This is a genomic window from Actinoalloteichus caeruleus, from assembly GCF_049311605.1.
Lineage (GTDB): Bacteria > Actinomycetota > Actinomycetes > Mycobacteriales > Pseudonocardiaceae > Actinoalloteichus_B > Actinoalloteichus_B caeruleus.
The window spans coordinates 2284168-2309764 of the sequence record NZ_CP186005.1; the positions used below are offsets into that span (position 1 = coordinate 2284168).

23 protein-coding genes are annotated in these 25597 nt (G+C 73.5%); 20 read left to right on the forward strand and 3 right to left on the reverse strand.

What is annotated here, in order from left to right; translation table 11 throughout:
* Positions 1-134: 134 nt before the first annotated feature.
* The 17 genes from ACOJVX_RS10115 (at position 135) to ACOJVX_RS10195 (ending at position 17742) form a co-directional block, all read left to right on the forward strand.
* On the forward strand, positions 135-1256 hold the full coding sequence (locus ACOJVX_RS10115) for an NAD(P)-dependent oxidoreductase (RefSeq protein WP_418153241.1): 1122 nt from the start codon (positions 135-137) through the stop codon (positions 1254-1256).
* Complete coding sequence (locus tag ACOJVX_RS10120) at positions 1253-2044, forward strand: class I SAM-dependent methyltransferase (RefSeq protein ID WP_337661708.1); 792 nt, start codon at positions 1253-1255, stop codon at positions 2042-2044. The genes ACOJVX_RS10115 and ACOJVX_RS10120 overlap by 4 nt, the downstream gene beginning before the upstream one ends.
* A complete protein-coding gene (locus ACOJVX_RS10125; protein WP_418153242.1) occupies positions 2041-2796 on the forward strand; it encodes a class I SAM-dependent methyltransferase in 756 nt (251 codons plus the stop codon). The genes ACOJVX_RS10120 and ACOJVX_RS10125 overlap by 4 nt, the downstream gene beginning before the upstream one ends.
* A complete protein-coding gene (locus ACOJVX_RS10130) occupies positions 2721-3875 on the forward strand; it encodes a hypothetical protein (protein WP_418153243.1) in 1155 nt (384 codons plus the stop codon). The genes ACOJVX_RS10125 and ACOJVX_RS10130 overlap by 76 nt, the downstream gene beginning before the upstream one ends.
* 19 nt (positions 3876-3894) lie before the next feature.
* Complete coding sequence (gene speD, locus ACOJVX_RS10135; protein WP_418153244.1) at positions 3895-4350, forward strand: adenosylmethionine decarboxylase; 456 nt, start codon at positions 3895-3897, stop codon at positions 4348-4350.
* Positions 4351-4774: 424 nt separating this feature from the next.
* Positions 4775-5224, forward strand: a complete 450-nt coding sequence (locus ACOJVX_RS10140) for an NUDIX domain-containing protein (protein WP_418153245.1) — start codon at positions 4775-4777, stop codon at positions 5222-5224.
* 375 nt (positions 5225-5599) lie between these two features.
* Positions 5600-6436: a nitroreductase/quinone reductase family protein gene (locus tag ACOJVX_RS10145; protein ID WP_155886267.1), complete on the forward strand. Its 837-nt coding sequence runs from the start codon at positions 5600-5602 to the stop codon at positions 6434-6436.
* 409 nt (positions 6437-6845) lie between these two features.
* The gene (locus tag ACOJVX_RS10150) at positions 6846-7679 is read left to right on the forward strand and encodes a ThuA domain-containing protein (protein ID WP_418153246.1); all 834 of its coding nucleotides are present in this window, start codon (positions 6846-6848) and stop codon (positions 7677-7679) included.
* The gene (locus tag ACOJVX_RS10155; RefSeq protein ID WP_418153247.1) at positions 7676-8845 is read left to right on the forward strand and encodes a Gfo/Idh/MocA family protein; all 1170 of its coding nucleotides are present in this window, start codon (positions 7676-7678) and stop codon (positions 8843-8845) included. The genes ACOJVX_RS10150 and ACOJVX_RS10155 overlap by 4 nt, the downstream gene beginning before the upstream one ends.
* A gap of 245 nt (positions 8846-9090) precedes the next feature.
* On the forward strand, positions 9091-9879 hold the full coding sequence (locus ACOJVX_RS10160; RefSeq protein WP_422647462.1) for a sugar phosphate isomerase/epimerase family protein: 789 nt from the start codon (positions 9091-9093) through the stop codon (positions 9877-9879).
* Positions 9876-10994 (forward strand): Gfo/Idh/MocA family protein, encoded by a 1119-nt coding sequence (locus ACOJVX_RS10165; protein ID WP_418153249.1) that lies wholly within the window; start codon positions 9876-9878, stop codon positions 10992-10994. Before ACOJVX_RS10160 ends, ACOJVX_RS10165 begins: the two co-directional genes overlap by 4 nt.
* 723 nt (positions 10995-11717) lie before the next feature.
* On the forward strand, positions 11718-12953 hold the full coding sequence (locus ACOJVX_RS10170) for a hypothetical protein (protein WP_418153250.1): 1236 nt from the start codon (positions 11718-11720) through the stop codon (positions 12951-12953).
* 11 nt (positions 12954-12964) lie between these two features.
* Positions 12965-13444 carry a hypothetical protein gene (locus ACOJVX_RS10175; protein ID WP_103056232.1) on the forward strand — a complete coding sequence of 160 codons (480 nt, stop codon included), beginning with the start codon at positions 12965-12967 and terminating at the stop codon, positions 13442-13444.
* A gap of 438 nt (positions 13445-13882) precedes the next feature.
* Positions 13883-14458, forward strand: a complete 576-nt coding sequence (locus ACOJVX_RS10180) for a hypothetical protein (RefSeq protein WP_418153252.1) — start codon at positions 13883-13885, stop codon at positions 14456-14458.
* Positions 14455-15393, forward strand: coding sequence for an ABC transporter ATP-binding protein (locus ACOJVX_RS10185; RefSeq protein ID WP_418153253.1), 939 nt, complete (start codon positions 14455-14457; stop codon positions 15391-15393). Before ACOJVX_RS10180 ends, ACOJVX_RS10185 begins: the two co-directional genes overlap by 4 nt.
* A gap of 7 nt (positions 15394-15400) precedes the next feature.
* A complete protein-coding gene (locus ACOJVX_RS10190) occupies positions 15401-16576 on the forward strand; it encodes an ABC transporter permease (RefSeq protein ID WP_418153254.1) in 1176 nt (391 codons plus the stop codon).
* Complete coding sequence (locus ACOJVX_RS10195; protein ID WP_030106613.1) at positions 16573-17742, forward strand: ABC transporter permease; 1170 nt, start codon at positions 16573-16575, stop codon at positions 17740-17742. The genes ACOJVX_RS10190 and ACOJVX_RS10195 overlap by 4 nt, the downstream gene beginning before the upstream one ends.
* A 410-nt stretch (positions 17743-18152) precedes the next feature.
* On the opposite strand, the gene ACOJVX_RS10200 is transcribed toward ACOJVX_RS10195, so the two are convergent.
* Positions 18153-19433 carry a helix-turn-helix domain-containing protein gene (locus ACOJVX_RS10200; protein ID WP_418153256.1) on the reverse strand — a complete coding sequence of 427 codons (1281 nt, stop codon included), beginning with the start codon at positions 19431-19433 and terminating at the stop codon, positions 18153-18155.
* Between the two features lie 581 nt (positions 19434-20014).
* On the opposite strand from ACOJVX_RS10200, the gene ACOJVX_RS10205 reads away from it, so the two are divergent.
* The gene (locus ACOJVX_RS10205; protein ID WP_245588954.1) at positions 20015-20800 is read left to right on the forward strand and encodes an aminotransferase class IV family protein; all 786 of its coding nucleotides are present in this window, start codon (positions 20015-20017) and stop codon (positions 20798-20800) included.
* A gap of 76 nt (positions 20801-20876) precedes the next feature.
* Here ACOJVX_RS10205 and ACOJVX_RS10210 read toward each other — a convergent pair whose 3' ends face one another.
* Positions 20877-21824 carry an AraC family transcriptional regulator gene (locus tag ACOJVX_RS10210; protein WP_026420465.1) on the reverse strand — a complete coding sequence of 316 codons (948 nt, stop codon included), beginning with the start codon at positions 21822-21824 and terminating at the stop codon, positions 20877-20879.
* A 256-nt stretch (positions 21825-22080) separates the two neighbouring features.
* Here ACOJVX_RS10210 and ACOJVX_RS10215 point away from each other — a divergent pair, with 256 nt between their 5' ends.
* Positions 22081-22551 (forward strand): DUF1772 domain-containing protein, encoded by a 471-nt coding sequence (locus ACOJVX_RS10215; RefSeq protein ID WP_418153258.1) that lies wholly within the window; start codon positions 22081-22083, stop codon positions 22549-22551.
* Between the two features lie 78 nt (positions 22552-22629).
* On the opposite strand, the gene ACOJVX_RS10220 is transcribed toward ACOJVX_RS10215, so the two are convergent.
* On the reverse strand, positions 22630-24057 hold the full coding sequence (locus ACOJVX_RS10220) for a short-chain fatty acyl-CoA regulator family protein (protein WP_030106617.1): 1428 nt from the start codon (positions 24055-24057) through the stop codon (positions 22630-22632).
* 214 nt (positions 24058-24271) lie between these two features.
* Here ACOJVX_RS10220 and aceA point away from each other — a divergent pair, with 214 nt between their 5' ends.
* Entirely contained in the window at positions 24272-25597 is a 1326-nt protein-coding gene (gene aceA / locus ACOJVX_RS10225; protein ID WP_418153259.1) for an isocitrate lyase, read from the forward strand.

Here is a 25597-nt window from a genome sequence, read left to right on the forward strand (position 1 = left end):
ACCTACCCACCTGCGATTTCGACATGGGGATGAACAACGAACCCACAACCGGTGAGTAACAGCCACGAACGCGGTGACCTGGCGCAGCGGGTCACGGGGCGTGACGCTTCACCTACATCCAGTGTGGAACACCCGTGGAGGCGCAGATGCCCGACAGTACCGCCCTCGTCATCGGCTTCCCGCGCGAATCCAGCACCGGTGACCGGCGCACCTTGCTCACCCCGACGGTCGCGTGCGTCCTGGCCGAGGCCGGGTTCGAGGTTCTTGCCGAACCCGGCCTCGGTGCGGGGGTCTTCTGCGACGACGCCGAGCTCGCCGCGCAAGGAGTGCGGTTCGCCGCCCCGGACGAGGTGTGGGCCGCGCCTCTGGTGCTGCGCTACAAGTCCGTCAACCCGAAGGAGCTGTCCCGCTTGCGGCCCGGCCAGTCGATCGGCGCGCTGTTCCACGCCGAGGGCGACCCCGCCCTGCTCGCCGCCTTGGCGGGCAGCGGCGTCACGGCGTACAGCTACGAGTTCCTCGAAGAGGACGGCCGGTTCCCGATGGCGGCCCCCGGGGCGGAAATCGCCGGAATCCAGTCGGTTCTGTATGGGGCACAAGCACTTCAAACCATCCAGGGTGGACGTGGCGTGCTGCTGGCCGAAGTCACCGGAGCGGTGGCGCCCCAGGTGGTGGTGATCGGATGCGGCACCGTCGGTGCGGCTGCGGCTCGCACCGCGGCCGCGCTCGGCGCGCGGGTCACCGTCCTCACGCGCTCGGAGGACTCGGCAGGCCGGTACCTGCCGGACGCCCCGACCGGCGTGCGGGTCGCGGTCAACACGCCGGAGCTGCGCTCGCGCGTCCTGGCCGAGGCGGATCTCGTTGTCGGCGCGATCCTGATCTCGACGTTCGACACGGCCCCAATGATCACGGAAACCGACCTGCGTGAGATGAAGGCCGGCGCGGTCATCGTGGACGCCACCTGCGGGTATGGGGAGGGCTACTTGCCCACGGCCGGGCCGGTCCAGCAACCCGGCGACGCCCCGCGCGTGACCCAAGGCGTGCTGCACGTCAAACTCGACGCCCTCCCGGCGCTGGTGCCGCTCACCACGACCGCGGCGTACACCGGCAACGCCGCCCCGTACCTGGTGCGCCTGGCCCGCGTCGCCTTGTCCGGCGTGAGCGACAGGGCGATCGAGGCAGCCCGGATCGCCCAGGCCGGTCGGCTGGTGCATCCGATCTGCCGTCAGCACGCCGCGTTCTACGGAGTCCCGGCGTGACCGCGACCAGCAACGCCGTCGCCGTGGTCGAGTCCTACGCGCGGCGGGCACGGTTCGCCCGCGCCGAAGCCACCGCCGTTCGCCGACCCCGGCTGCTGCATGGGCTGCTGCGCACCGGCCCGCACGTGGTGGAAATCCCCTGCGGCGCAGGACATTTCCTGACCGAGTACGCCCGTGCAGGCGCCACGGTGACCTTGGTGGACGCCTGCCCGGAGATGCTCGCCGCCGCGGTCGAGCACGCAGCCAACGCCGGTGTGCCCGCCGAACACACGGTTCCGGCGGTGGCCTACCTGCACGAGCTGGAGTTCCTTTCCGAGGTCGAGCTCGTGGTGGCGCCGAACGCCGCGCTGAACCAGCTCGCCCGCCAATCCTCGCTGACCGACATGTTGACCGCGCTCCGGCAGGCACTGCGTCCTGGTGTCGAGGTGCTCGCGCAGGTGGCGTGCACGCATCCCGGCGGTGGGGTGGACTCCGCCACCTTCTACGACGTCGCCCGCCAGCACCGGGTGTGGTTCCCCGACCGCTGGTTCGACCCCGCCCACGCCGGTGGGGCGGTCCTGCGGCGTCGCCGCCAGCAACGCGACGACGACCGGCTGCGCATCGAGTTCGACTACGTCGACCCCGCCGGGCACAGCCTCTACACGACCACGGTGGAGCTGGCCCTGTTCTCCGCCCAGCAGTTGCGGGACACCTTCACCGCCGCCGGGTTCGTCCACGTCCGGTTGCTGGCCGGACAGCACGGGCTGTCTGAAGTCCTGGCCACCACCGACCCGGGAGTCCAGCGGTGAGCGGCAACGAGACCGTGGCCGACGCGGACGAGTATTGGCGGCGCTACTACGCCGAGCAGTTCCGCTTCGGCCTGGGCACCGAGGACATCCTCGCCGCCCTGATGACCATCCCACCCGTTCAGACCTGGGTGGACCTGGGCTGCGGATCGGAGTCGATGCTGTGGGCCATCGCCCTACGCGCCCAGCAACTCGTCGCGGTCGACGTCGATCGCACACGGCTGGAGATCCTGGGCCAGTTCGCCGAACTCGCCCAGCCTCGCGGGGTGCACACCACCGCGCTGGCGCTCTGCGGGCGCGCCCAGCCTGACGACTTCCTGGCACGCTGCCGATCGCTGGTCGTACGGGTCCGCGCCGACTGCCTGGACCGGTCACTGCCCGCCGACCTGACCGCGACCACCTTCGACCTGGTGACCCAGTTCGGGTTGCTCGGCTTGTGCCGCAACGACGAGCACTTCACCACCCGGTTCGCCGAGATTCATCGCCTGCTCGCGCCGGGCGGCTGGACCGCCGGCGCCAACTGGGTTGCCCGCGACCCACGCGGGCGAGTCGAGCTGACCCACCAGCTCTACCAGAACGCCGCCACCCAGGCAGGCGCGCACCTACTGCTCCTCAAGCGGATCACGATCGCCGATCCCGAGTTTCCCGCCGTGTGGACCTACGTCGGAAGGACACAGCCATGCCCACAAGCCGAACCGCTCAGTCACCAGAACCAGGCGAGCTGTTCTTCGCCCCGGTCGGGATCGCGCATCTGACGAGCGACAACACCGATCTGCTGCGAGCCGCGGCCCGCGGCAAGCAGCGGCTTCGTGTGACGACCGCCGCGCAGCTGAACGGCACTCCCCACATCGGCACCGTCGTCACCGTGCTCTCGGTGTTCGCCGCCGCCCGCCACAACGCCGACGTCTTGGACCTTCCGGCGACGGTCATCTTCGACGCTCTGGACAACGCCCCGGCAGAGCATGTCGAGATCGACGGCGAGATCTACACCCGCACCGTGGGAGATCTCATCGACTCCGGCCACCTCGACCGCGCCGACCGAATCTCGGGGTTCGAGCGGCTGCTGCGGTGGGCGGCGGACCGCTCGCAGGTGCGCTACGAGTTCCGGCCGTACTCGATCTACCAAAGGCTGACGCCGGTGCGGACCTGCCTGCACGCGATGGCCTCCCGTCTGGAGGACTTCCGCTCGATCGTGGCCCCGGCCGACGGGATCGTCCGCATCCGACCACGCTGCCCCGAGTGTCGCCTGATGGAGAAATCCGCGAAGAACCTGTCGATCACCGCGGGTGACGGAGTCGTTCACCTGGACTCGCTCTGCCCAGTCCACGGCTGCTACCGGGAGACCATTGACATCAGTGGTACGGGCGGCTGGTACGACGCGAATACCCCGGTCCGCTCCATTCAGAAAGGGTTCCTGCTCGCCGCCGAGGGTGAGCTGTACGAGGCGTGCTCGGTGTCGGTGGACGGCGCGGACTGGGGCGGGGCCTGGCACGCCCACGTCCTGGCGCCCGCGCTGGCGACGCTGGGCATCCCGGCCGCCGAATGGCCGGTCAGCGTGTTCACCCCACTCGTGCTCGACCGCAGCGGCGGCAAGCTGTCCAAGACGCTCTATGTCCGCTACGGCGCCGCCTACGCCGACCTGCCCGAGGCGTTCCTCAACCTCGATGTCCTGCTCGACCAGCACGGTGACGACGCGCTCGACGCGCTCTGGACCGAGGTCACCCGTTGGGCGGCCGAACCGCGCCGGCTGCACCGCTCCTACACCGTCGACTACCTCGCCGACCTCATCCGCATCCCAGCCAACGGCCCGTCCCTCGACCGGCGATCGGCCTGACCAATCCCTGGAGGGTCCCGTGATCCACGTCGTCTACGACATCACCGGCTGCACCATCCCCAATCCCGAACCCGCCGAGCTGCTGGAAGCCATGCGCGCCGCCGTCGCCCGGCTCGGCTGCACGGTGCTCGGCGAACTGCCCGTGGTGTTCCAGCCGCACGGCGCCACCTGCGTGCTGGTGCTGGCCGAGTCCCACCTGACCGTGTCCACCTGGCCCGAGCACGAACTCGCGCACGTCGACCTGTTCACCTGCCGTGCCGATACCGACCCCGAAAAGGCGATCGCCCCGATCCTCGCCGCGCTCGGCGGGGAGACTGTGCACGGCCAGCGAATCGATCGGCTCGGCCCACCGGCGTCGCTGCTGGCTCGGCGCCAGCAGGATGGGGTGTTCGGTGACGAGCCATGCTGGAATGGAACGTCCGCGACTCCTCGCCGGAGCTCGGCCGTTGGTCGACCGGACACGTGGTTCCGCTAGCTGATCGGAGGCAGGGCCATCCAGTACGGTCCTGGTCCTGGGCAAGAGGAAACGGCAAGGCCGGGCGGACGGCCCGCGCCGGAGTCAGTCGGTTCGGGTGGTGCCGGGGATGGCTCCGGACGTCGCGATCCGTCGCCTGGGAGCGCGTGAGCTGGCCGTCGGGGCTGCCGTGACTGGTGGCTCGGCCGCTCCCGCTGCTCGTCGGTGCGCGTCGTGGTTTCGCTGTGGACCGGGCGTCCGGTGGCCGGCGAATCAATATATCCCGGGGCGGTTCCGGCACTCGCAGCTGCTCGTACCTTCGTGGGGTTCGACAACGGGGACCGAACAGGAGGAGGGACACCGAGGAGGCGTCGAGCCACCGGCGCGCTCCGCCGAGCGGCCGACCGGTGGGGGATGGTCCTGCTGGTGGGGATCCGCCGAGTTCGTGGCCGAGGCGGAGGTGACCGCCTGCTACGTGGCCGGTCCCCTCGACCCCGCCGAGCCCGATCACCACTGGTGGGAATTGCCCGGCGGCGGCCTGGACGACGGCGAAGACCTCCGCGATGCAGCCCGCCGCGAAGCCGCCGAGGAGACCGGGATCATGCTCCCCACCCTCGGCCGTGAACTGTGGGTGCGTGAATCCCGGTTCCGGTACAAGGGCCGCGACCACCACCGCATCGAGCGCGTCTTTCTCGGGCGCACCCAGGGGAACACCCCGCAGGTCGCGCCCCGGCCCACCGAGAACGAGAAGGCCGGGCAGATCGGACGCCGCTGGTGGCCAGCGGACGAGCTGCGGCAGTGCCGCGACAAGCTCCTGCCCGCCGAACTGCCTACCCTGCTTGACGACCTGCTCTCCGGCCGGTTCAGCACCGCGCCCCTCACGCTCATCGACTGAGCGTCTCGCGGATCGCCGGGAGGCTCGTACCGGTGCGATGCTGTGACCTGAAGCGAAAGCCCCGCGCGAGCGGGGTGAGCCGTCGGTGGTGCGCGAGCGCGCCGCTTCCCCTTCGAAAGCCTCGCGCGAGTGGGGTTGAGCCAGTGCCGTTCACGGTGTTGTACCGGAACTGGTCGAAATACCGCCGTGAGCGAGGTGAGCGCTCGACGAGCGCCCAGATCCCCACTGGTAGCGGCTTCTCGCGAGCGCGCGGCGGTGCGCACTCAGCTCTGAACGACCAGCTCGGCACCGCCCGCTGTTGACCTCCAGTGCGCTTCAGGTCCTAGGGTCCGCCGGACGGACGCCGAGGGGCGTCCCGACGGGAGGAACGTGGCGGTGGAACGCAGGCGGGTGCGCAGGTGGACGATCGAGGACGCGCGGAGCAACCAGGACTGGTCCCCGCCCGACGGCGCGGGGTACCAGCTCTTCGGCAGTGATCTCGTCAGCCGGGCGACCGACCCGGAGGCGGCGATGGTGGTGGGGTTCGCGGCCATGCCGTCGGGCGAGCGGCTGCGGGCCGCCTTCCCCTACGACGAGATGGTGATCGTCCTGGGCGGTGTTCTGCGGGTGCGGACCGAGGACGACGGCGAACTGGTCGTCCACCCCGGTGAGGTCGTCCACCTGCCGGCGAACTCGACGAACGAGTTCGTGGCGGAGGAGGAGGTGACGGCCTGCTACGTGGCCGGTCCCCCCGACGTCTACGCCCGCCACGCGGACGACCCGGCGTCGCACCGGTGGGAACCCCAGCCGGCGTCGACCGGGACGGGGACACCGGATGAGGCCGCCGTGCGCCGGGCGCTCCACTCGGATGTGCTGGTGGACATCACCACGGTCGGACGCCGGTCCGGGCTGCCCCGGCGCCTCGAGATCTGGCTCTACCGGTCCGGGGGCCGGTTCTTCCTGACGGGCTACCCGGAGGACCGTCCCCGCGACTGGTACCGCAACCTGCTGGCCGACCCCCGCCTCACCCTGCACCTCAAGGAGTCGGTGGTCGTCGACCTTCCGGCCACGGCCGTGGAGGTGACCGACGTCGTGGATCGCCGCCGGGTCCTGGACGACGTCCTCGACCAGCTCAGCCGGCCGGACAACCCGCAGGGGCTGTCCGAGGAGCTCGACCGGGCGGGATGGCATGCGCGGAGCCCGCTCCTGGAGATCATCGGCCTCACGGGGTGAGCCGTCCCTGAGCTCTTGCGCCCGGCATCCGCCCGAGGCGGGTGCCGGGCCGAAGCCGGAGGAGGGGGCAGCGGTGGGCGGCGGCGAGGCGAGGAGTGGCAGGACGCGCACAGGGGACCCGCCCGGGGAGTCATTCGACACGGGTGACGGGTGACCAGGTCGAACGGTGTTCGACACGGAGCGCGGTCGAATGCGCCACGCGCATATCGCCCGACCGGCTGATTGTTCCCGCCGTCGGGGGTCGGTTGGATCGGCGGTGCAGGACAAGATCGACACGGGGACCGTGCCCCGGCGTGGACACCGGTCGACCTGGTCCGTCGGAGCGGTGCGCTCACCCTGGCGGGGGTGTCGCGACGCACGACAGACGACGTCCTCCGACCGTGACCGTTCGTGCGATGGAGGACCGCCGGTGAGTGCCGTGCCCGACCACCGTCCCGCCGCCGACACCCCCGGGGACGCACCCGAACCACCCCGGATCACCGTGTGGAACGAGAACGTCCACGAACGGACCCAACCGGAGGTCGCCGAACGCTACCCGCGGGGAATCCACGGCGCGGTGGCGGCGGCGATCGCCGACCACCTCGGCCCGGCCACCTCCATCCGCACCGCCACCCTGGACGAACCCGGGCAGGGCCTGCCGCCGGAGGTCCTCGACACCACCGACGTCCTCGTCTGGTGGGGCCACCTCGCCCACGATCGCGTCGACGACGCCCTGGTGGAACGGGTCCGGGAGCGGGTGCTCGGCGGCATGGGGCTCGTCGTGCTCCACTCCGGGCACTTCTCCAAGGTCTTCACGCGGCTGTTGGGCACCACCTGCGCGTTGCGGTGGCGCAACGGCGACGACCGGGAACTGGTGTGGACGGTCGACCCCCGGCACCCGATCGCCGAGGGCGTGCCGAGTCCGCTGGTGATCGACCGGCAGGAGATGTACGGGGAGTTCTTCGACATCCCCGCGCCGGACGAGCTGGTCTTCGTGTCCTCGTTCAGCGGCGGCGAGGTGTTCCGCAGCGGTGTCACCTTCCGCCGGGGCCACGGCCGGATCTTCTACTTCAGCCCCGGCGACCAGGACTACCCCGTCTACCACCACCCCGACGTGCGGCGGGTGATCGCCAACGGGGTGAGGTGGGCGAGGCCGGACCGGCCGGTCGGGTCCCCGCCGAGGTTGCGCCGCTCCCCGGTGGGCTGGTGGGACGACGAGCCGGCGACACACTCGGGGGCCGCGTCCCCGGGTGCGGACCGATGACCGTCGGAGCCTTCCGCACCGTCGACCACCACGGCCCGCTGCGCGCGGTGGTCGTGGGGGCGGGAGCGATGGGGCGGGCCTGGCTGAACACGGTGGACGCCTCACCCACGGTCGACCTGGTCGGCGTGGTCGACCTCGACCCGAACGCGGCGACGGCGGCACTGTCGGCCTGCGGGGTGCCCCCGGTTCCGGTGTCGACCTCGCTCAGCGCCCTCGCCGAGGCCACCCTGCCCGATCTGGTCGTCGACGTCACCATCCCCTCCGCGCACTACTCCGTCACCCGGGAGGCCCTCGACCTGGGGTTGGCGGTGCTCGGCGAGAAACCGCTCGCGGCGACCCTCGCCGAGGCGATCGGCCTCGTGGTGGCCGCCGAACGCGCCGGCCGCCTGTTCGCCGTCAGCCAGAACCGTCGGCACAGCCCCGGGTTGGCCGCGCTGCGGCGGCAGGTGTGGACCTTGGGGGCGGTGGGCACGGTCAGCACCGAGTTCTTCCGCGCGCCGAGGTTCGGCGGGTTCCGCGAGGAGATGGAGCACCCGCTGCTGCTGGACATGGCGATCCACCCGTTCGACGCGGCCCGGTACCTGGTGGGCGGCGACCCGGTGACGGTGTGGTGCGAGGAGTTCAACCCGCACTGGAGCTGGTACCGGGGTGACGCGGCGGCCACCGCGATCTTCGAGATGACCGGCGGAGTGCGTTACCTCTACACGGGGAGTTGGTGCGCCCCCGGGTTGGAGACCTCCTGGAACGGGCGGTGGCGGGTCAGCGGGCGGCACGGGGCGGCGGTGTGGGACGGCGAGGGTGAACCCGTCGTCGAGCACGCGGTGCCGGTCGCCGGCGCCGCCGAGGCGGCGGCCGAGTCCCGGGCGCGCGGGTGGGGGTCCCCGTCGCCGACGGACATCGCCGGTTCCCTGACCGAATTCGAACACGCCCTGCGGACCGGGCTCCCGCCGAGCACGGTGGCGGCGGACAACCTGCTGAGCCTGGCGATGGTGCACGGCGCCATCGCGTCGGCCGGCACCGGGACCAGGGTGGTCATCGCGGACCTGCTCGCCGAGGCGCACCGCGACGCCGTGGACGGGGCGGACGAGGACCTGCGACCCGCGCTGCGGGACTGGCGGCCGCCGACCCCCGGCGGGAACGGCGGCGGCAGCGGTGCGGGGACATGACGGTTTCCGGTCGTCCCGCGCCACTCCCGCCTCGCGGCGGGGCCCGAGGCGGCCCACCGCCCCGCACCCCCGGATGGGTAGGCGGGCCAGACCGGGTGGCCCTGGCCCCCGCCCTGGGGCGGCCCATCCCACCGCACGCCCGAGCCATGTCCCGTGGGGCGCCCCGGCCGCACGCCGGCCCCCACCCGGTTGTCGGTTCCGGACGCCCAGCGCGGCCGGCTCCGGTGTCCTGACAGGAGGTGCAGATGTCCGATCCGACCAGTCCGATCCTCTCGACACCCCCAGCGGTGCAGCTCTACACGGTGCGGGAGCAGCTGGCCGCTGACCGCGTCGGCGTGCTGGCCGCCCTCGCCGGGTTCGGTTACGGCGCGGTGGAACCGTTCGACGTGCTCACCGACGCCCCCGGGCTGCGTGACGATCTCGACGCGGCCGGCCTGGCCGTCTGCGCCGTCCACGCCCCCGTCCTGTCGGAGGACGTGGACGCCCTGTTCGACGGGGCCCGGACGGTCGGCGCCGACACGGTCATCGTGCCGGTCGCGCTGCCGGAGCGGTTCGGCGACCGGGACGCGGTCACGGCGCTGGCCGCCGAGCTGAACGCGGTGGCGTCCCGGGCGGCCGACGCGGGTCTGCGGCTCGGCTACCACAACCACGAGTTCGAGTTCACCGACGTGGACGGCAGCCCCGCGCTGGTGGTGCTCGCCGACGCCCTCGCCCCGGAGGTGGTGTTGGAAGTGGACACCTACTGGGCGGCGGTGGCAGGGCAGGACGTGCCCGCCCTGCTCCGACGGCTGGGGGACCGGGTCCGGTACCTGCACGTCAAGGACGGGCCGGTGACCAGGACCGACCCGATGACCGCCGTCGGCGCGGGACGCATGCCCGTCGCGGAGGTCCTCACGGCGAACCCGGCGGTGGAGTGGCGGGTCGTCGAACTCGACGACTGCGCCACCGACGTCCTCGCGGCGGTCGGGGACAGCCTCGACTGGCTGCGGGACAACGGGTTCGCCCACCCGGCCGGCGGCGGGAGCGACCGGTGACGGCCCCGGACCCGGTGGCGCCGCTCGGTGTCGCCGTCGTGGGCTGCGGGTCGATCAGCGACCAGTACCTGACGAACCTGACCTCGTTCCCGGAGGTCTCGGTGCTGTTCTGCGCCGACCTCGACGTCGACCGCGCCGCCGCCCAGGCCGCCCGGTACGGGGTGCCGGCCTCGGGGACGTTCGGGCAGGCCCTGGAACACCCCGGGGTGGAGCTGGTGGTGAACCTGACCGTTCCCGCCGCCCACGTCGAGGTGGCCTCGGCGGCGTTGGAGGCCGGGCTGCACGTGTGGAACGAGAAGCCGCTGACCCTGGACCTGGAGGACGGCCGGGCCCTGGTCGCCCAGGCCGGCCGGGTCGGCCGCCGACTGGGGTGCGCCCCGGACACCGTGCTCGGCACGGGTTTCCAGGCGGCTCGGCGGCTCATCGACGCCGGGGCCATCGGCACCCCGCTGACGGCGCTCGCGCTGGTGCAGGAACCGGGCCCGGACCGGTGGCACCCCAACCCGGCGTTCCTCTTCCAGCGGGGCGCCGGCCCGCTGTTCGACCTCGGCCCCTACTACCTGACGGTCCTGGCGTCGCTGTTCGGGCCCGCGCACCGGGTGGGAGCGGTGGGCCGGCAGGCGCTGACGACGCGGCGGATCGTCGCCGGTGACCTGGCGGGCACCGAGTTCCGCGTGGAGGTGCCCACGCACGTCTCCGCGTTGGTCGAGTACGCGGGAGGACCGGCGGCGACGCTGCTGTTCAGCTTCGACTCCCCGCTGCGCCGGCACGGGTTCGTGGAGGTCACCGGGACCGAGGCCACCCTGGCCCTGCCCGACCCCAACCACTTCGCCGGTGAGGTGCGGATCCGGGACCGGGGCGACGAGGAGTGGCGGGTGGCCGCGCCCCCGGTTCCCTCCGCCGGGCGGGGCCTCGGCGTCGTGGACATGGTCCGCTCGCTGCGGGCCGGCACCCCGCACCGGGCGAGTGGCGAGCTGGGGTTGCACGTCCTGGAGTTGATGACGGCGATCGAACGATCGGCCGCCGCCGGCGAGTTCGACACCGTGCGTGGTTCCTTCCCCATGCCCGAGCCGCTGCCGCCGGGGTGGGCGCCCGGGACGGCCACGGGGAGCTGACCGCCGCCGAGGACGCCCCGGTTCCCCGTGCGGGGAACGCGCACCCGGGGTGTCCTCTCCGGTAGCCGACGCCACCGGTGGCGTCGATCGACATCGACGGTCGGGGCGATCGTCGGGAGCCACGATGGCGTTCCGCCTGCTCCGCCGGGCCGTCCTCCGCCCGGCGGGCGCTCCCTCGTCCGCGCCGTCCGGCGCGCGTGCGTGTTCGCCGACCGGGAGTCCAGCCGAGACCGGGTCCGGACGAACCGAGGAGCCCGCACCGTCGGCACGGCCAACGCATGACGAGCCGCGTTCTCGACGTGCTCGCTTCGAGGTGGAAGTCCGGTGCCCGTCAAGGGCCTGGCCGAGGACCACCTGACCAGCGAGCCAGCGAAGCCAGCCAACCCGGCGGCCCGGCGACCCGGCGGCCCGTCGGACGGCGGCGTCCGGGGTGGCCGGCGGCGTCCCGCGCCGGCCGCGCCGTCGACCTGGCCGTTCCTGGCCCGTCCCGGAAGTGGCCGGACCGCTCCTCGCGCAGCGCCCGTGCGGTGGCCGTGCTCGCCGCACCGGCCGGTTCGGGCGCCCGCCCCGGCCGCTTCCGGCCGGGACACCCGCACCCCCGTGGGACCGCGTCGGGGGAGGGGGCCGGCGTTCCGGCAGTCGGGGGACGAGTACCGCGAACACCTCACATCGGACCCCGCGCACTCGATACACTCCCGCGCACGGCCAGCGGAGGAGCCAGCAGTGTCGGAGGACAACGCCCTCCTGCGCACCGCGCGGGAAGGCGCCCAGTCGCCCTCGTCGCCCGGCGAGTCGATGACGAGGCAGGAACTCGCGGACGCGGTGAACGTCCAGGTGAACCGCCTCAGCGGGGGACGCCACATCACCCCGGTGAACGCCAACCACATCGGCAAGTGGGAGCGGGGCGTGATCCGGTGGCCGGCCGCCCACTACCGCGCCGCGCTGCGCGACGTCCTCGGGGCCGCCACCGACCGGGAACTCGGGTTCACCCGGCCCGCCAGGGCACGGCGGTTATCCCCAGGCCCCACCACCGCCCCGCCCGAAGCGGACCACTCCCCACCCGCGTCGCACCGTCGGGCCGCCGTCGGGGGGAACGCCCGGGACCTGCTCGCCTCCCTCGCCGGCCCCACCGCCCACTACCGCCGGATGGAGCAGACGGTGTCCTCGGCCAGCCTCGGCCCGGCCGCCGAGGCGCACCTGACCCTCGCCGGCGAGGTCGTCCGCACCCGGTGCCGCACCCCCGAGGGCTACACCGTCCTGTCCGAGATCGCCGGCCTCTGCGCCTGGCTCGCCGCCGACCGGGGGGACGTCGACACCGCGCGGCGGCACTACGCGCGGGCGGTGCGGCACGCGGAACGGGCGGACAACCCGCTGCTGGTCGCCTACATGGTCGGCTCCCTCGGCCAGTACGTGGTGGAGACCGGCCAGCCCCGGGACGGGGTGGCCCTGTTGGACCGCGCCACCACCCAGCTCGGCGCGTCGTCCCCACCGGTCGCCCGGTCCTGGCTCTCCTCGCTGCACGCCGTCGGCCACGCGGCCCTGGGCGACCGCAGGGCGACGGCGGTGGCGCTGCGGCGTGCCGAACGGGACGCGGGCAGCGGCCGGGTGGAACCGGTGTGGCCCTGGGTGTTCGCCTTCGACGACGCCAGGGCGGCCCGCCACCGGGCGACCGCGCTGGCCCGCCTCGGGGACACCCGGGGCGCGATGGGTGCCCTCGCGGCGGCGGCACCCGCCCTGACCGCACCCAAACCCCGGGCCCTGGCGCAGCTCGACCAGGCCAGTGCCCTGGCCAGCGCGGGCCGGTGGGAGGAGAGCGACCGGCTGGCCGCCGAAGCGCTGCGCGTCGGGCGGGACCTGGGCAGCGAACGCATCCTGGTCCGGGTCCGTGCCCTCCACACGGCCCTGCCCCGCCGTGGCGGCGCCACGGCCCCCAACGAGGAGCTGACCGTGACCGACTGACGGGAGGACCGATGACCTGCTTGGCCATCACCGGGCACCGAGGACTCGGCCCGGACACCGAGGAACTCGTGGCCACCGAGCTGCGGCGCACCCTCGCCAAGCGAGCCGACGAGCCGCTGGTGGGGATGTCGTGCGTCGCCGACGGGGCGGACACCCTCTTCGCCCGGTCCGTCCTCGACGCCGGCGGGTCACTGGTCGTCGTCGTCCCGGCCGCCCAGTACCGCGACAGCCTGCCCGCCGGGCACCGCCCCGTCTACGACGCCCTGCTGGCCAGGGCCACCGACGTGGTGCGGCTGGGTTACCAGCGTTCCACCTCGGAGTCCCACATGCGGGCGGGGGTGCGGATGGTGGAGGAGGCCGACGAACTGGTGGCCGTGTGGGACGGGGAACCAGCGCGGGGCTACGGGGGAACGGCCGACGTGGTCCGGGCTGCCCGGGAACGCGGGGTGCCCGTCACGGTCGTCTGGCCCGAGGGAGCCCACCGCGACTGACCGTTCCGGGAGCCATCCGGTGGCCCGGGCCCCGCGACGGCGTGGCCCGGCGTTTCCGCTGGCCCTGTTCCTGACGCTGGCACCCCTCCGGTGGACCGTGCCCGGTGTGTCGGGGAGCCGCCGGCCGAACGGTCCGCCAGGCCTCCCGCACGGGGGTGTCGTGCCCCACCGGCGGGAACTCCACGGCTCGGCGGCACACGCCCGGGACCTCCAGCTCGCGGCCTGCCGGCCTGGGCCAGGGAACGGCCGTGGCCGGTCCGGAACCGGACCGCCCCTCCCGGGCGGCCGGGCGGTCCCCCGTCTCCCGCGTCCCCCATCCCGAACCCCTTCGCCGCCGGATCCGGCGGCGAACACCACGTCCACGCGTCACGGCACCAGACCACTTCGGTCCCGTGGCGATGGCCGTGGTCTTCCCACCACCACAGGAGGAGCCGCGTGATGTCCCTCGCACCACCACCGCAGGACGTGCTCGTCGACCCGGGCGGGTCCACCCCCGGAACGCTCGACGCCGCCGACCCGGGCGGCGAACCCACCGCGTTAGCCCGCCCGCTCACGGACGCGCCCGGGGGAGCGGCCAGCGGGATCAGCGACCATGACCCCGACGGCGACCCGGTCGGGGGCCTCACCCCGCCCGAGTTCAACACCCCGACCGGTTTCCCGGGCGCCCGCGCCGTCGCCGTCCTCACCGGGGAGACCCCGAACCGCGCGGACGACGCGGTCCGGGGCACCCACCCGCGCGGGTGGGTGCGGCACCCCGCCCCGGTCCACCACCGGCCCGACGCGCACCGGCCCAGCCGGCCACGCGTGACGGGCGGCGCGGGCACCCCCGCGTCCTCGAAGGAGCGGGGCGGCGACCCGGTGGACGACAGGGTGCCGGACGAGGAGATCACCCACACCGACGCCCACGACCTCCAGGCCGGTAACGGCCCGGACCGGCAGCTGTCCCGGGGCGACCTCGCCCCGGCCTGCGCCCGGGTCGGGATCGGTGGCCGCGCGCAGGAGGCCGGCCAGTGACGGATGCGCTGGTCTGCCAGGACCTGACCAAGCGGTTCGACCACCACCTGGCCGTCGACTCGATCAGCCTCACCATCGCCCGCGGCGAGGCCTACGGCCTGCTCGGGCCCAACGGAGCCGGGAAGACCACCACCATCTCCATGCTCTCCGGGCTGCTGCGTCCCGACGCCGGCAGCGTCCACGTCGCCGGCCACGCCCTCGCCCAGGACCCGAGGGCCGCCAAAGCCCGCATCGGGTACGTGCCGCAGGAGATCGCCCTCTACCCGGAACTGACCGGGCGGGAGAACCTCCGCTACTTCGGGCGCCTCTACGGTCTGCCCCGCCGAGCCCTGCAGAACCGCATCGCGGAGGTCCTCGACCTGGTGGGGCTCACCGGCCGCGCCGACGACAAGGTCGGCGACTACTCGGGTGGCATGCAACGGCGCATCAACATCGGAGCCGCCCTGCTCCACGAACCCACCCTCCTCATCCTCGACGAGCCCACCGTCGGCGTCGACCCGCAGAGCCGCAACGCCATCCTGGAAGGGGTCGACGAACTGGTCGCCGGGGGCATGAGCCTGCTCTACACCTCCCACTACATGGAGGAGGTGGAACGGGTGTGCCAGCGGGTCGGCATCATCGACAAGGGCCGGCTGGTGGCCGAGGGCACCAAACGGGAACTGGTGTCCCGGCTGGGCACCTCCGACCGGGTCGAACTGGTGCTCGACGGGGACCTGACCGCCGCCGCCGACAAACTCCGGGCCGTCGCCGGGGTCACCGAGGCGGTGCCCACCGGGACGTCCAGCCTCCGCCTGCTCGCCGAGGGCAGCAGACACCTGCTGCCCACCTTCATCGGCGCGGTCGAGGGGGTGGCCACGATCACCGGCGTCGAGATCACCGAGCCCGACCTCGAGGCCGCCTTCCTGCACCTGACCGGCAGCACCCTCCGGGACTGAACGGGACATGATCAGATCACTTCTCGTGGTGAGCGGCCACGAACTCCGCTCCCGGCTCCGCGACGGCACGGCCCTGCTGCTCGCCCTGGTCGCCCCCGTCGCCCTGGCCTCCCTGTTCGGTCTCGCGCTCGGAGGTGAGGACCCGCCGCTGCGCGCGTCGATCGGCATCGTCGACCTCGACGGCGGCGAGTTCCCCACCAGCGTCCGGCGTGAGGCGCTGGCCACCGACGAACTCCGGGACGTCCTCACGCTGCGCGACTACGACGACGAGGACCAGGCCGGCGTGGCCGTCGACGACGGCGAGATCGGCGCGGCGATCGTCTTCCCCCCGGGCTTCAGCGACAGCGTGGGAGCGGGCGAGGGCGGCGAGGTCACCGTGCTCACCTCCGACTCGACCCCGCTGGCCGGGTTGATCGCCAACAGCATGGTGGACCAGATCTCCGCGCTCGTCGAGGCCAGGACCCTGGCCGTGCGGGCCTCCCTGGACGCCGGTGTTCCGGCCGACGAGGTGCGGCTCTTCGTGGAGGAGAACGGTGCCGCCGGCCCCACCCTCACCCTCGACGCCGACCCGATGGCCGGCGGCAAGGTCGACGGCGCCGTCCACTACGCGTCGGGGATGGCGGTGCTCTTCGCCTACCTGGTGGTCTCGACCTCAACCCGCGGCCTGCTCACCGACCGGCAGTTGGGCACGCTCAGCCGGCTGCGGGTCGCCCCGGTGCCCCGGTGGACACCGGTCGTCGGCAAGGGGATCGTCGGTTTCCTGCTCGCCATGACCAGCGTCTGCGCCACCTGGGCCTCCTCGGTGCTGTTCTTCGGGTTGAGCTGGGGGGACCCGCTGGCCGTGCTGGCGCTGTGCGGGGCGCACGTGCTCGCCGCCACCGCGATCACCATGCTCGTCGCCGGCAACGCCAGGACCGACGCCCAGGCCGACGGGTACAACCTGGGCATCGCCTTCGCCTCCGGGATCCTCGGCGGCAGCCTCGTCCCCCTCCACGCCCTGCCGGACTTCCTCCAGGCACTCGCCCTGTTCACCCCCAACGGGTGGACGTCGACCGGGCTGGCCGGCCTCGCCGCCGGCGGTGACCTCGCCTCCGTGGCCGGCCCGATCGGCGTGGTCTGCCTGATCGCCGTCGTCGCCGGTGGCCTGGCGGCCCTCCGGTTCCGGAAAGGACTCCTCGGATGAGCCCGTCCCGTCGGCGACCCCGGCCGATCCTGGCCCTGGTGGCGGCGAACCTGCGACGCCAGGCCCGGGACCGCACCGGCCTGTTCTTCATGCTCGTCATGCCGTTCGTGACCATCGCCTTCGTCGGTCTCGCCCTCGGCGGCGGGTCGGACGGGGGGACCCGGCTGCCCGTGGGGGTGGTCGCCGGGAACGACGACCCGGTCGCGGCTGCCGTGCTGGAGGAGCTGGCGGCCAGCCCGAACCTCGACGTGGAACGCCGGGACACCGAGGAGGAGGTGCGGGCCGGCGTGCGGGAGGGACGCCTGGCCGTGGGCCTGCTCATCCCACCGGGCTCCACCGAGCTGGAACTCGTCATGACCCAGACCAACGGCACCGGCATGGCCGCCCGTGGCGCCGTCGACGTCGCCGTGGGCCGGGTCTCGGCCGTCCTGGAGGCCACCCGCGCCGCCGAGGCGGCCGGGGCCACCCCCGAGGAGGCCGCCGCGTCCGTGCGGGCCGCCCGGGAGGACCTGGCCGGGGTGGAGGCCCGCGCCCCCGACGACGCCGGCCAGGGAACGGACCCGAGGGGGTTCGCCTACACCGCGCCGGCGAACCTCGTGCTGTTCACCTTCATCAACTCGATGGCGGTGGCCGCCGCGCTGGTCGAGACCCGCCGGCTGGGCATGGTCCGCCGCTCACTGGCCGCCCCCGTCCGGCCGAGCACCGTGCTGGCGGGGGAGGCGTTGAGCCGGCTGGTGGTGGCGGTGGGGCAGGCCCTGCTCATCATCGTCGTCAGCGCCCTGATGTTCGACGTCTCCTGGGGCGACCCGCTGGGCGTCGCCGTGGTGGTGGGTGCCTTCTGCCTGGTGGCCACCGGGGCCGCCATGCTGGTCGGCAGCCTGGTCCGCTCCCCGTCCCAGGCCCCGGCGATCGGCCCGCCGGTCGGGATCGTGCTCGGGATGCTCGGCGGGTGCCTGTGGCCGCGTGAGGTGGCCGGGGAGACCCTCACCACCATCGGCTACCTGTTCCCGCACGCCTGGGCGATGGACGGCCTGCTGACCCTCGCCCGCCCCGGGCAGGGCGCGGGCGAGGTGCTGGTGGAGACGGCCGTGCTGTTGGGGATGGCGGCGGTGCTGCTGGTGGTCTCCCTGGTGGTGTTCCGCCGCCGGGCCATGACGATGCGCTGACCGGTCCCGCTGGTCGGGGCGGTCGGGGCGGCGCGCCCACCGCCCCGACCGGCGCCGGCGGAACCACCACCCCGCCGCCCCGCCACCCCGTGAGCAAGGGGGCCGCCGCCTCCGACGGCCCCCAGAAGCCCTGACCGGCGTTCCGAGGGTGCCGCGAGGACGAGGGGGAACGAGGTCGACGGCACACCCTGACGGTCGATCGCACCCACCGGCGCGCTGGTCCGATCGCCGCCGTGCCGGGGGCGCGAACACCGGGAACGCTGGTGCTGCCGTCGCCGCCGGCCACATCGGCCACCCGGGCACCAGCACGGTCCGGCGAGCTCCCACCCACGACCGACCGTCCCGCCCGCCATCCGTCGACCCGGGAATCGGGAGGACGGGGGGCAGGGGTCCGCGCCGAGCCGTCGCCCTCAGGCCGCGACGCCCATGCGGTGGGCCATCCCCCTTGCCTCCCGTGCGGCGGGCTCGGCGAGCCGGCGGCCCGAAACGAAACGCACGGCCTCCCGCACCAGGGGATTGTTCCTGGTCAGCTGCGGCGCGAGTTCCTCGGCGCGGCGAAGCACCCGGACCCCCCGCTCCCTTGTCCGGCCCGCCCGGACAAGGGAACGGCCGTAGTCGGAGTAGAACTGCGCCTGCCGGCCCCGGTCGGGCAGCGTGCCCGGGTCGACACCCTCGGCGAGCCGTTCCACCAGGGTGTGCTCCCCGAGTTCCGCCGCGATCGAGACCCGCCAGAACGTGACGTTGGTGCGGCCGAACCACAGGTAGCCGAAACGTCCGGCGTCGGAGGAGAGCCGGTTCGCCACCACCTCCGCCTCGTGGAGGTGGTCGGCGGCACCTCGGGCGTCGGCGAGGGTCGCGTGCGCGAACGCCGCCGTCAGGTGCAGCTGCCCCGCCGCCTGCGCCACCCGGTGGTCGGACATCTCGTCCGCGAGCAGATCCAGCCAGCGGCCCGCCTGCCGGATCTGACGTTCCCGCCCCACTCCGCCGATCATGTGCGTGCGAACCCACAGCGCGTGCGCGGTGTGCTCGGGCCGGCCCAGGCGCTCGGCGACGCCCATGAGCCGGTCGGCCGCCACCCACGCCAGGGGGCGGACCCCGGTGTTCTTCGCGATGACCGCCGCCGCGTGGTAGCAGTCGGCCAGCGCGACCAGGGCGTCGGTGCGATGTGGCGAGGACGCACGGCCCGCTGTCACGAGAAGTTCCTCGACGAGCCGGGGAAGCAGGTACCCCTGGGCCGCGTAGTCGGCGCGGGGCCGCAGGTCGGAGTTCAGCCGGCGCACGTCGGCCGCCACCTCGCCCCACGGCCGGACGGGCCGGTCCGGGACGTCACCCACGCGGTGGTCGGCCAGCACGGCGGCGAGGTCCTCGGTGACCGCACGCGCCTCGGCGGCGACCGGGTCGGGTGCGGACCAGGCGAGCGGCCCGCTGATCTCGGACGGGGCGACCCGCAGGGCGGCGGCGAGGGCTTCCAGCGTGGACCGGCGTTCCACCGGACGCGTGCCGGTCTCGATGTGGGAGAGGTAGGACTTGGTGAAACCGGACAGGTCGGCGAGGACCTGCTGCGACATCCCCCGGGCGTGGCGCAGGGCGCGAATCCGCCGCCCCAGGTGTTCGGTGTTGTCCATCATGGTCCTCCTCGGCGGCGGGACCGCCCACGACACCTCGACCTGCTCGTCCCTGGCTTCCAGCACGTGCCTCGTCCTGGGGGGATCGCGCGGGGAAGTGGCTCCGTCGCTCAGTGTAGCGGCGGCGGGCGTGCCAGCGTGCGAGCGGACGGGGCCGCTCCGCTGTGGACAGGGGCTCGCAAGGCCTGGCCGCCGCCTGGCCGTGACCGGACGCCGCCGGAGCAGGGCCGGCAGACGCCGGCGGGCCAGCGGTCGGCCCGACCCCCCAGCTCCGGTCGGCCCGTGCCCCTGCATCCTCGGGCGGCTGGTCGGGCGACTCCCTCGCCCTGCCACCGCGAGCCGTACGGTCCCCACGCCGCGGGCGCGGCCGCGCACCTCGTCGACCTCGCACTCCCCGGGGCAACGGGGATCATCGCGTGGGTGAGGGCACCACCGATTCGTCGTCACTCACCCGGACGGGCAGCCCGCATGGCCGGGCCGGGACTCACGGTTGGCGCTCAGCCGCGCTGCCCACCGCGTCCAACCGTCCCCACCGACGGTAGGGGCGCGCCCTCCCGGCTGTTCGCCAAGTGTCCCGCGCCCCCGGCCCACGGCACCCGGCCCCAGGGGCCGACCCCGCGGGGGAGCTCCGGTTAGCATCGCTCGCCGTGAACACACCAGGCGTGCTCCACGCCGAGATCGACGGCCACCCCGCCACCGTCGACCAGCTCCTCCTGCCCGCGACGGTCAACTACGGACACGTCACCACGATGCAGGTCCGCAACCGACGGGTCCGGGGGTTGGCCGCCCACCTCGACCGGCTCGACGCCGCCAACCGGGAACTCTTCGGAACCGGGCTCGACGGCGACCTCGTCCGCCGGCGCGTCCGCCACGCCCTGGCCGCCCGCCACGACGCCACCGTGCGCGTCAGCGCCTTCCAACCAGAGGACGCCCCCACGTCGTCCCTGCTGGTCACCGTCCGCCCACCCGCTGACCCACCGTCCGCTCCGCGACGCCTCCGCTCGGTCCGCTACCAACGCCCGCTGCCGCACCTCAAACACGTCGGCACCTTCGCCCAGCTCCACCACGGCCGCCAGGCCAGGCAGGACGGTTTCGACGACGCCCTGCTCGTCGGCCAGGACGACCTGGTCACCGAGGGCACCGTCAGCAACATCGGTTTCCTCGCCGGGACCGAGGTCCGCTGGCCGGAGGCGCCCGCGCTGGCCGGTGTCACCGAAGGGCTCCTCGTCGCGGGACTGACCGCGCGGGGCGTGCCGCAACACCGCCGCCCGGTGCGCCTGGCGGACCTGCCCGGGCTGTCCGCGGCCTTCGTCACCAACTCGCGCGGGGTGAGCCCGGTCAGCCAGATCGACGACCACCACTTCCCCGTCGACCCGGACCTGATGAGGACGCTGCACCACACCTACGCCTCGGTGCCCTGGGACCGGCTGTGAACGGTGCGGCCGGCACGGGGAGCGGGCACCTCCCTCCACCTGGCCCCGACCGCCGACCCGCCGGCCTGGGGGCGCCTCAGCCGGCGGCTCGGCCACCGGCCCGCCGGAACTCCCGGGGGCTCATGCCCCGCTCCCGGCGGAACGCCGTGCTCAACGCGAAGGCACTCCCGTAACCCACGCGCCGCGCCACCACCTCCAAGGTCGCCGTCGACCCGCGCAGCAGGTCAGCGGCCAGGCTCAGCCGCCAGTCGGTCAGGTAGGACATCGGCGGTTCCCCCACCAACTCGGTGAACCGCCGTGCCAGCGTCGCCCGCGACACCCCCACCTCGGCGGCCAGCGCGGCCACCGTCCAGTTCTCCCGCGCCCGGTCGTGGAGCAGCCGCAGCGCCGGACCCACCACCGGATCCCCGGCCGCCGAGTACCAGCCGGGGGCGGCCGAGCCGGACCGGGTGAACCAGGCCCGGACCGAGGACACCACCACCAGGTCCAACAACCGGTCGAGGAACACCTCCTGGCCCGGCTCGTCCCGCGTGATCTCCCACCCCAGCAGGGAGACCAGCGACCCCTCACCCGCCTCCGCCGGGACGACGGCCAGGGCGGGAAGGGCCGTCAGCAACCGGCGGCCCACCGCCGCGTCCGCGTGGTAGGTGCCCGTCACCAGAACCGTGCCCTCCGCCGAACCCCCACCCCACGACCGGGCCCCCAGACGCAGCCGCTCGCACAACTCCTCCCCGCCGACCGTGGCCGACCGGTCCCCGGGGTGGATGACCACCGTCGGCGGCAGCTCCGGAGAGCTGGCCACCCGGTACGGGTCGGGACCCCGCAGCAGGGCCACGTCCCCCGGCCGCAGCCGGGCCGCCTCCCCGGCATCCGGAACCACCCACGCCTCGCCCCGCAACGGGGTCAGCACCGTCAGCGGAGCCCGGTCCCGCACCAGCAGCGACCACGGCGGGTCCAGCACCGACCGCACCAGGAACGCGCCACGCGCGCGAGCGCCGTCCAACAACCCGGTCAACGCGTCCACCGCCGCAGCCTAGACGCTCGATGAGGTTCTCGAGCCTCTCGGCGATGGATCGTCTCACCAGCCCGGGGTTCACTGTGACCATGACACAGCACCACAGGGCGGCCGGGGGCCCCGTCCTCCTCGCAGCGGCCGCCACCGGACACCGGGTCGCCCGCCCCCCGCTGCCGGCGCCGCCGGCCCGCCCCGGTTCCCCCGCGGCCACCCCGCCCGCCGCCCCCACCGGCCCGGAGCGGGCGCCGGTCACCGGAGGCCGCCGATGAGCGCGCTGGGCACCGGCGCCCTCGTCGCCGCCACCGTCACCGGCGGGCTCGTCGCCGGGCTGTTCACCGGATTCGCCTGCGGGGTGATGCCCGCGCTGCGCCGCGTCGACGACGACACCTTCGTGCGGGTGATGCGACGGATCAACGAGGTCATCCCCAACCCGTGGTTCCTCCTGCCCTTCCTCGGCACCCCGCTCCTCGCCGCCCTCGCCGCCGCCACCCACCTCACCTCCGGAGGCGGAACCGCCCTGCCCTGGCCGCTCGCCGGACTCGCCCTCAGCCTCACCACCGTCGCCGTCACCGGCGCCGTCAACGTGCCGCTGAACACCGCGCTCGCCGCCACCGGGGGAACCGCCAGCACCGCCCGCCGCGCCTTCGAACGCCGCTGGACCCGCGCCAACGTCGTCCGTTCGGTGACCGCCACCGCCGCCGTCGCCTGTCTGGCACTGGGCCTCGCCCTCGACTGACCGCCGCCGCCGTCCGCCTCACCCCGAACTGGCCGCCACTGACCGCCCCACCCCTGACCGCGAGCCACCCCACCCCGGTCAGGGGGAGGCGGGCACCGCCGGGTAGGGGACGAAGGTGCTGGTGTTCTCGTCCACGGTCAGCTGCCGGCCCACCGCCGGGAACGCCCGCTGCGGGCACGCCGGCCGGTCGCACACCTTGCACCCCATCCCGATCGGCGTCGCCGCCTCCAGGTCGTCCAGGTCCAGGCCCGTGGAGTACACCAACCGCCGCGCGTGCCGCAGCTCGCAGCCCAACCCCACCCCGAACATCTTCCCCGGACTGCCGAACCCGCCGATGTTGCGGCGCACCGTCCGCGCCACCCAGAAGTAGCTCTTGCCGTCCGGCAACGTCGCGATCTGCGTCAGGATCTTCCCCGGCGCGCTGAACGCCTCGTAGATGTTCCACAACGGACACGCCCCACCCACCCGGGAGAAGTGGAAACCCGCGGCCGACTGCCGTTTCGACATGTTGCCCGCCCGGTCCACCCGCACGAACGAGAACGGAACCCCCCGCGCCCTGGGGCGTTGCAAGGTCGACAACCGGTGGCACACCGTCTCGAACCCGACGCTGAAGTGGTCGCACAACCGCTCGATGTCGTACCGGAACTCCTCGGCCCGCCGCAGGAACGACCCGTAGGGCAGGATCAACGCCCCCGCGAAGTAGTTCGCCAACCCCACCCGCGCCAACGACCTCGCCGCCGACCCCGAGAACGCGTACGAGTCCGCCAACGCGCTGATCAGCCGGTCGTGCTCCAACAGGGCGATCTGCGAGGCCATCCGGAACGCCTGCTGACCGAACCGCAGCGTCGGCGCCAACCGCAGCACCCGGGCCGCCGGCTCGTACCGGTGCTGCTCACCGGCCGCCTCGTCGACCCCCTCACTGGTCACCCGGACCCCGTGCGTCCCGGACAACCGGTCCCGCAGCGCCGCCCGCACCTCCCCGCGCCGCAGGTCCAGGCCCACCGCCAACCGTTCGGCGCGTTCGTCCAGCTCGGCGACGTAGTTCTCCCGCTCGTAGAAGAAGTCCCGCACCTCCTCGTGCGGTAACGGCGCCGCCGCGCTCCCGTGCGACCCGGTGCCGTTCTCCGCCGTCAACGCCGCCGTGTTCTCCACCGCGCTCCGGTAACGGCGGTGCAACCGGACCAGCGCCCGCGCGATCGTCGGCAGGTTCGTCGCCAACTCGGTCAACTCGCCCGTCGACGCCTCGGCCCCCACCTCCTCGTCCAGCAACGCCTCCCGCACCTCGGCCACCAAACGCCCCGTGTCGTCGTTGGCGAAGAACTCCGCGTCCACCCCGAACGCCTCGGTGATCCGCAGCAACACCGGAACCGTCAACGGCCGCACGTTCCGTTCGATCTGGTTCAGGTAACTCGGCGAGATCTCCAACAGCCTCGCCAGGTTCACCTGACTCATCGACCTGCTCTCCCGCAGGTGACGCAGCTTCGCTCCGACGAAGGTCCTGTCCACGACGACCACCCCTCCCGACGCCGCTGGCGGGGCCCGACCGCGACCGGGCGCGACCGGTCCAGCATAGGAAACGGGTCTTCGCCGAATTCGCGGAACAGCCGGGAGAAATTCGCGGAAATTGGCGGATTGGCAACCTTCCAGCGGTTACCCGTGGCGTGCCATCGTCGGGAAACCCCGCCGCACGATCGCGGACTTCGCAAATCGGAGGTGCCCGATGACCACGACCACGGATGACACCCGCACCCCGGGCCGGGAACGCACCGCCGCCCCCGACCCCGTCGACGCGGCGGACGCCCTGCGCCGCGAATGGGCCACCAACCCCCGCTGGCGCGGCGTCGAACGCTCCTACACCGCCGAGGACGTCCTCACCCTGCGCGGCAGCCTCGTCGAGGAACACACCCTGGCCCGGCGCGGGGCCGAGAACCTGTGGCACCTGCTGGGCACCCAGGACTACGTGCACGCCCTCGGCGCGCTCACCGGCAACCAGGCCGTCCAACAGGTCCGCGCCGGACTGCGCGCCATCTACCTCTCCGGGTGGCAGGTCGCCGCCGACGCCAACCTCGCCGGCCAGACCTACCCCGACCAGAGCCTCTACCCGGTCAACTCGGTGCCCGCCGTCGTCCGCCGCATCAACAACGCCCTCGCCAGGGCCGACCAGATCTCCTGGGCCGAAGGCGACCGCGACGTCGACTGGTACGCGCCCATCGTCGCCGACGCCGAAGCCGGCTTCGGCGGGCCCCTCAACGCCTTCGAACTGATGCGCGCCATGATCGCCGCCGGCGCCGCCGGGGTGCACTGGGAGGACCAGCTCGCCTCGGAGAAGAAGTGCGGCCACCTCGGTGGCAAGGTCCTCGTCCCCATCCGCCAGCACGAACGCACCCTCAACGCCGCCCGCCTCGCCGCCGACGTCCTCGACGTCCCCACCGTCATCATCGCCCGCACCGACGCCCAGGCCGCGACCCTGCTCACCAGCGACGTCGACGAACGCGACCGCCGCTTCACCACCGGAGAACGCACCGGGGAGGGCTTCCACACCGTCCGCGCCGGCCTCGAACCCTGCATCGAACGCGGCCTCGCCTACGCCCGCCACGCCGACCTGCTGTGGATGGAGACCTCCGAACCCGACCTGGAGGTGGCCCGCGCCTTCGCCGAGGCCATCCACGACCGCTACCCCGACCAGCTCCTCGCCTACAACTGCTCACCCTCGTTCAACTGGCGCGCGCACCTCGACGAGGCCACCATCGCCCGATTCCAACGGGAACTGGGGCACATGGGCTACCGCTTCCAGTTCATCACCCTCGCCGGTTTCCACGCCCTGAACCACTCGATGTTCGACCTCGCCTCCCGGTACGCCACCACCGGCATGCCCGCCTACGTCGACCTCCAGGAACGGGAGTTCGCCGCCGAGGCGCACGGCTACACCGCGACCCGCCACCAACGCGAGGTCGGCACCGGCTGGTTCGACCGCGTCAGCACCGCCCTGAACCCGAACAGCTCCACCACCGCGCTGCGCGGCTCCACCGAGGAAGCCCAGTTCTGA

What these genes read in the sequence shown, in the direction of transcription:
- ACOJVX_RS10130 (WP_418153243.1), top strand. Translation starts at nt 2,721, where the DNA reads ATGCCCACAAGCCGAACCGCTCAGTCACCAGAACCAGGCGAGCTGTTC.
- aceA (WP_418153259.1), top strand. Translation starts at nt 24,272, where the DNA reads ATGACCACGACCACGGATGACACCCGCACCCCGGGCCGGGAACGCACC.
- ACOJVX_RS10160 (WP_422647462.1), top strand. Translation starts at nt 9,091, where the DNA reads ATGTCCGATCCGACCAGTCCGATCCTCTCGACACCCCCAGCGGTGCAG.
- ACOJVX_RS10175 (WP_103056232.1), top strand. Translation starts at nt 12,965, where the DNA reads ATGACCTGCTTGGCCATCACCGGGCACCGAGGACTCGGCCCGGACACC.
- ACOJVX_RS10190 (WP_418153254.1), top strand. Translation starts at nt 15,401, where the DNA reads ATGATCAGATCACTTCTCGTGGTGAGCGGCCACGAACTCCGCTCCCGG.
- ACOJVX_RS10195 (WP_030106613.1), top strand. Translation starts at nt 16,573, where the DNA reads ATGAGCCCGTCCCGTCGGCGACCCCGGCCGATCCTGGCCCTGGTGGCG.
- ACOJVX_RS10180 (WP_418153252.1), top strand. Translation starts at nt 13,883, where the DNA reads ATGTCCCTCGCACCACCACCGCAGGACGTGCTCGTCGACCCGGGCGGG.
- ACOJVX_RS10215 (WP_418153258.1), top strand. Translation starts at nt 22,081, where the DNA reads ATGAGCGCGCTGGGCACCGGCGCCCTCGTCGCCGCCACCGTCACCGGC.
- ACOJVX_RS10155 (WP_418153247.1), top strand. Translation starts at nt 7,676, where the DNA reads ATGACCGTCGGAGCCTTCCGCACCGTCGACCACCACGGCCCGCTGCGC.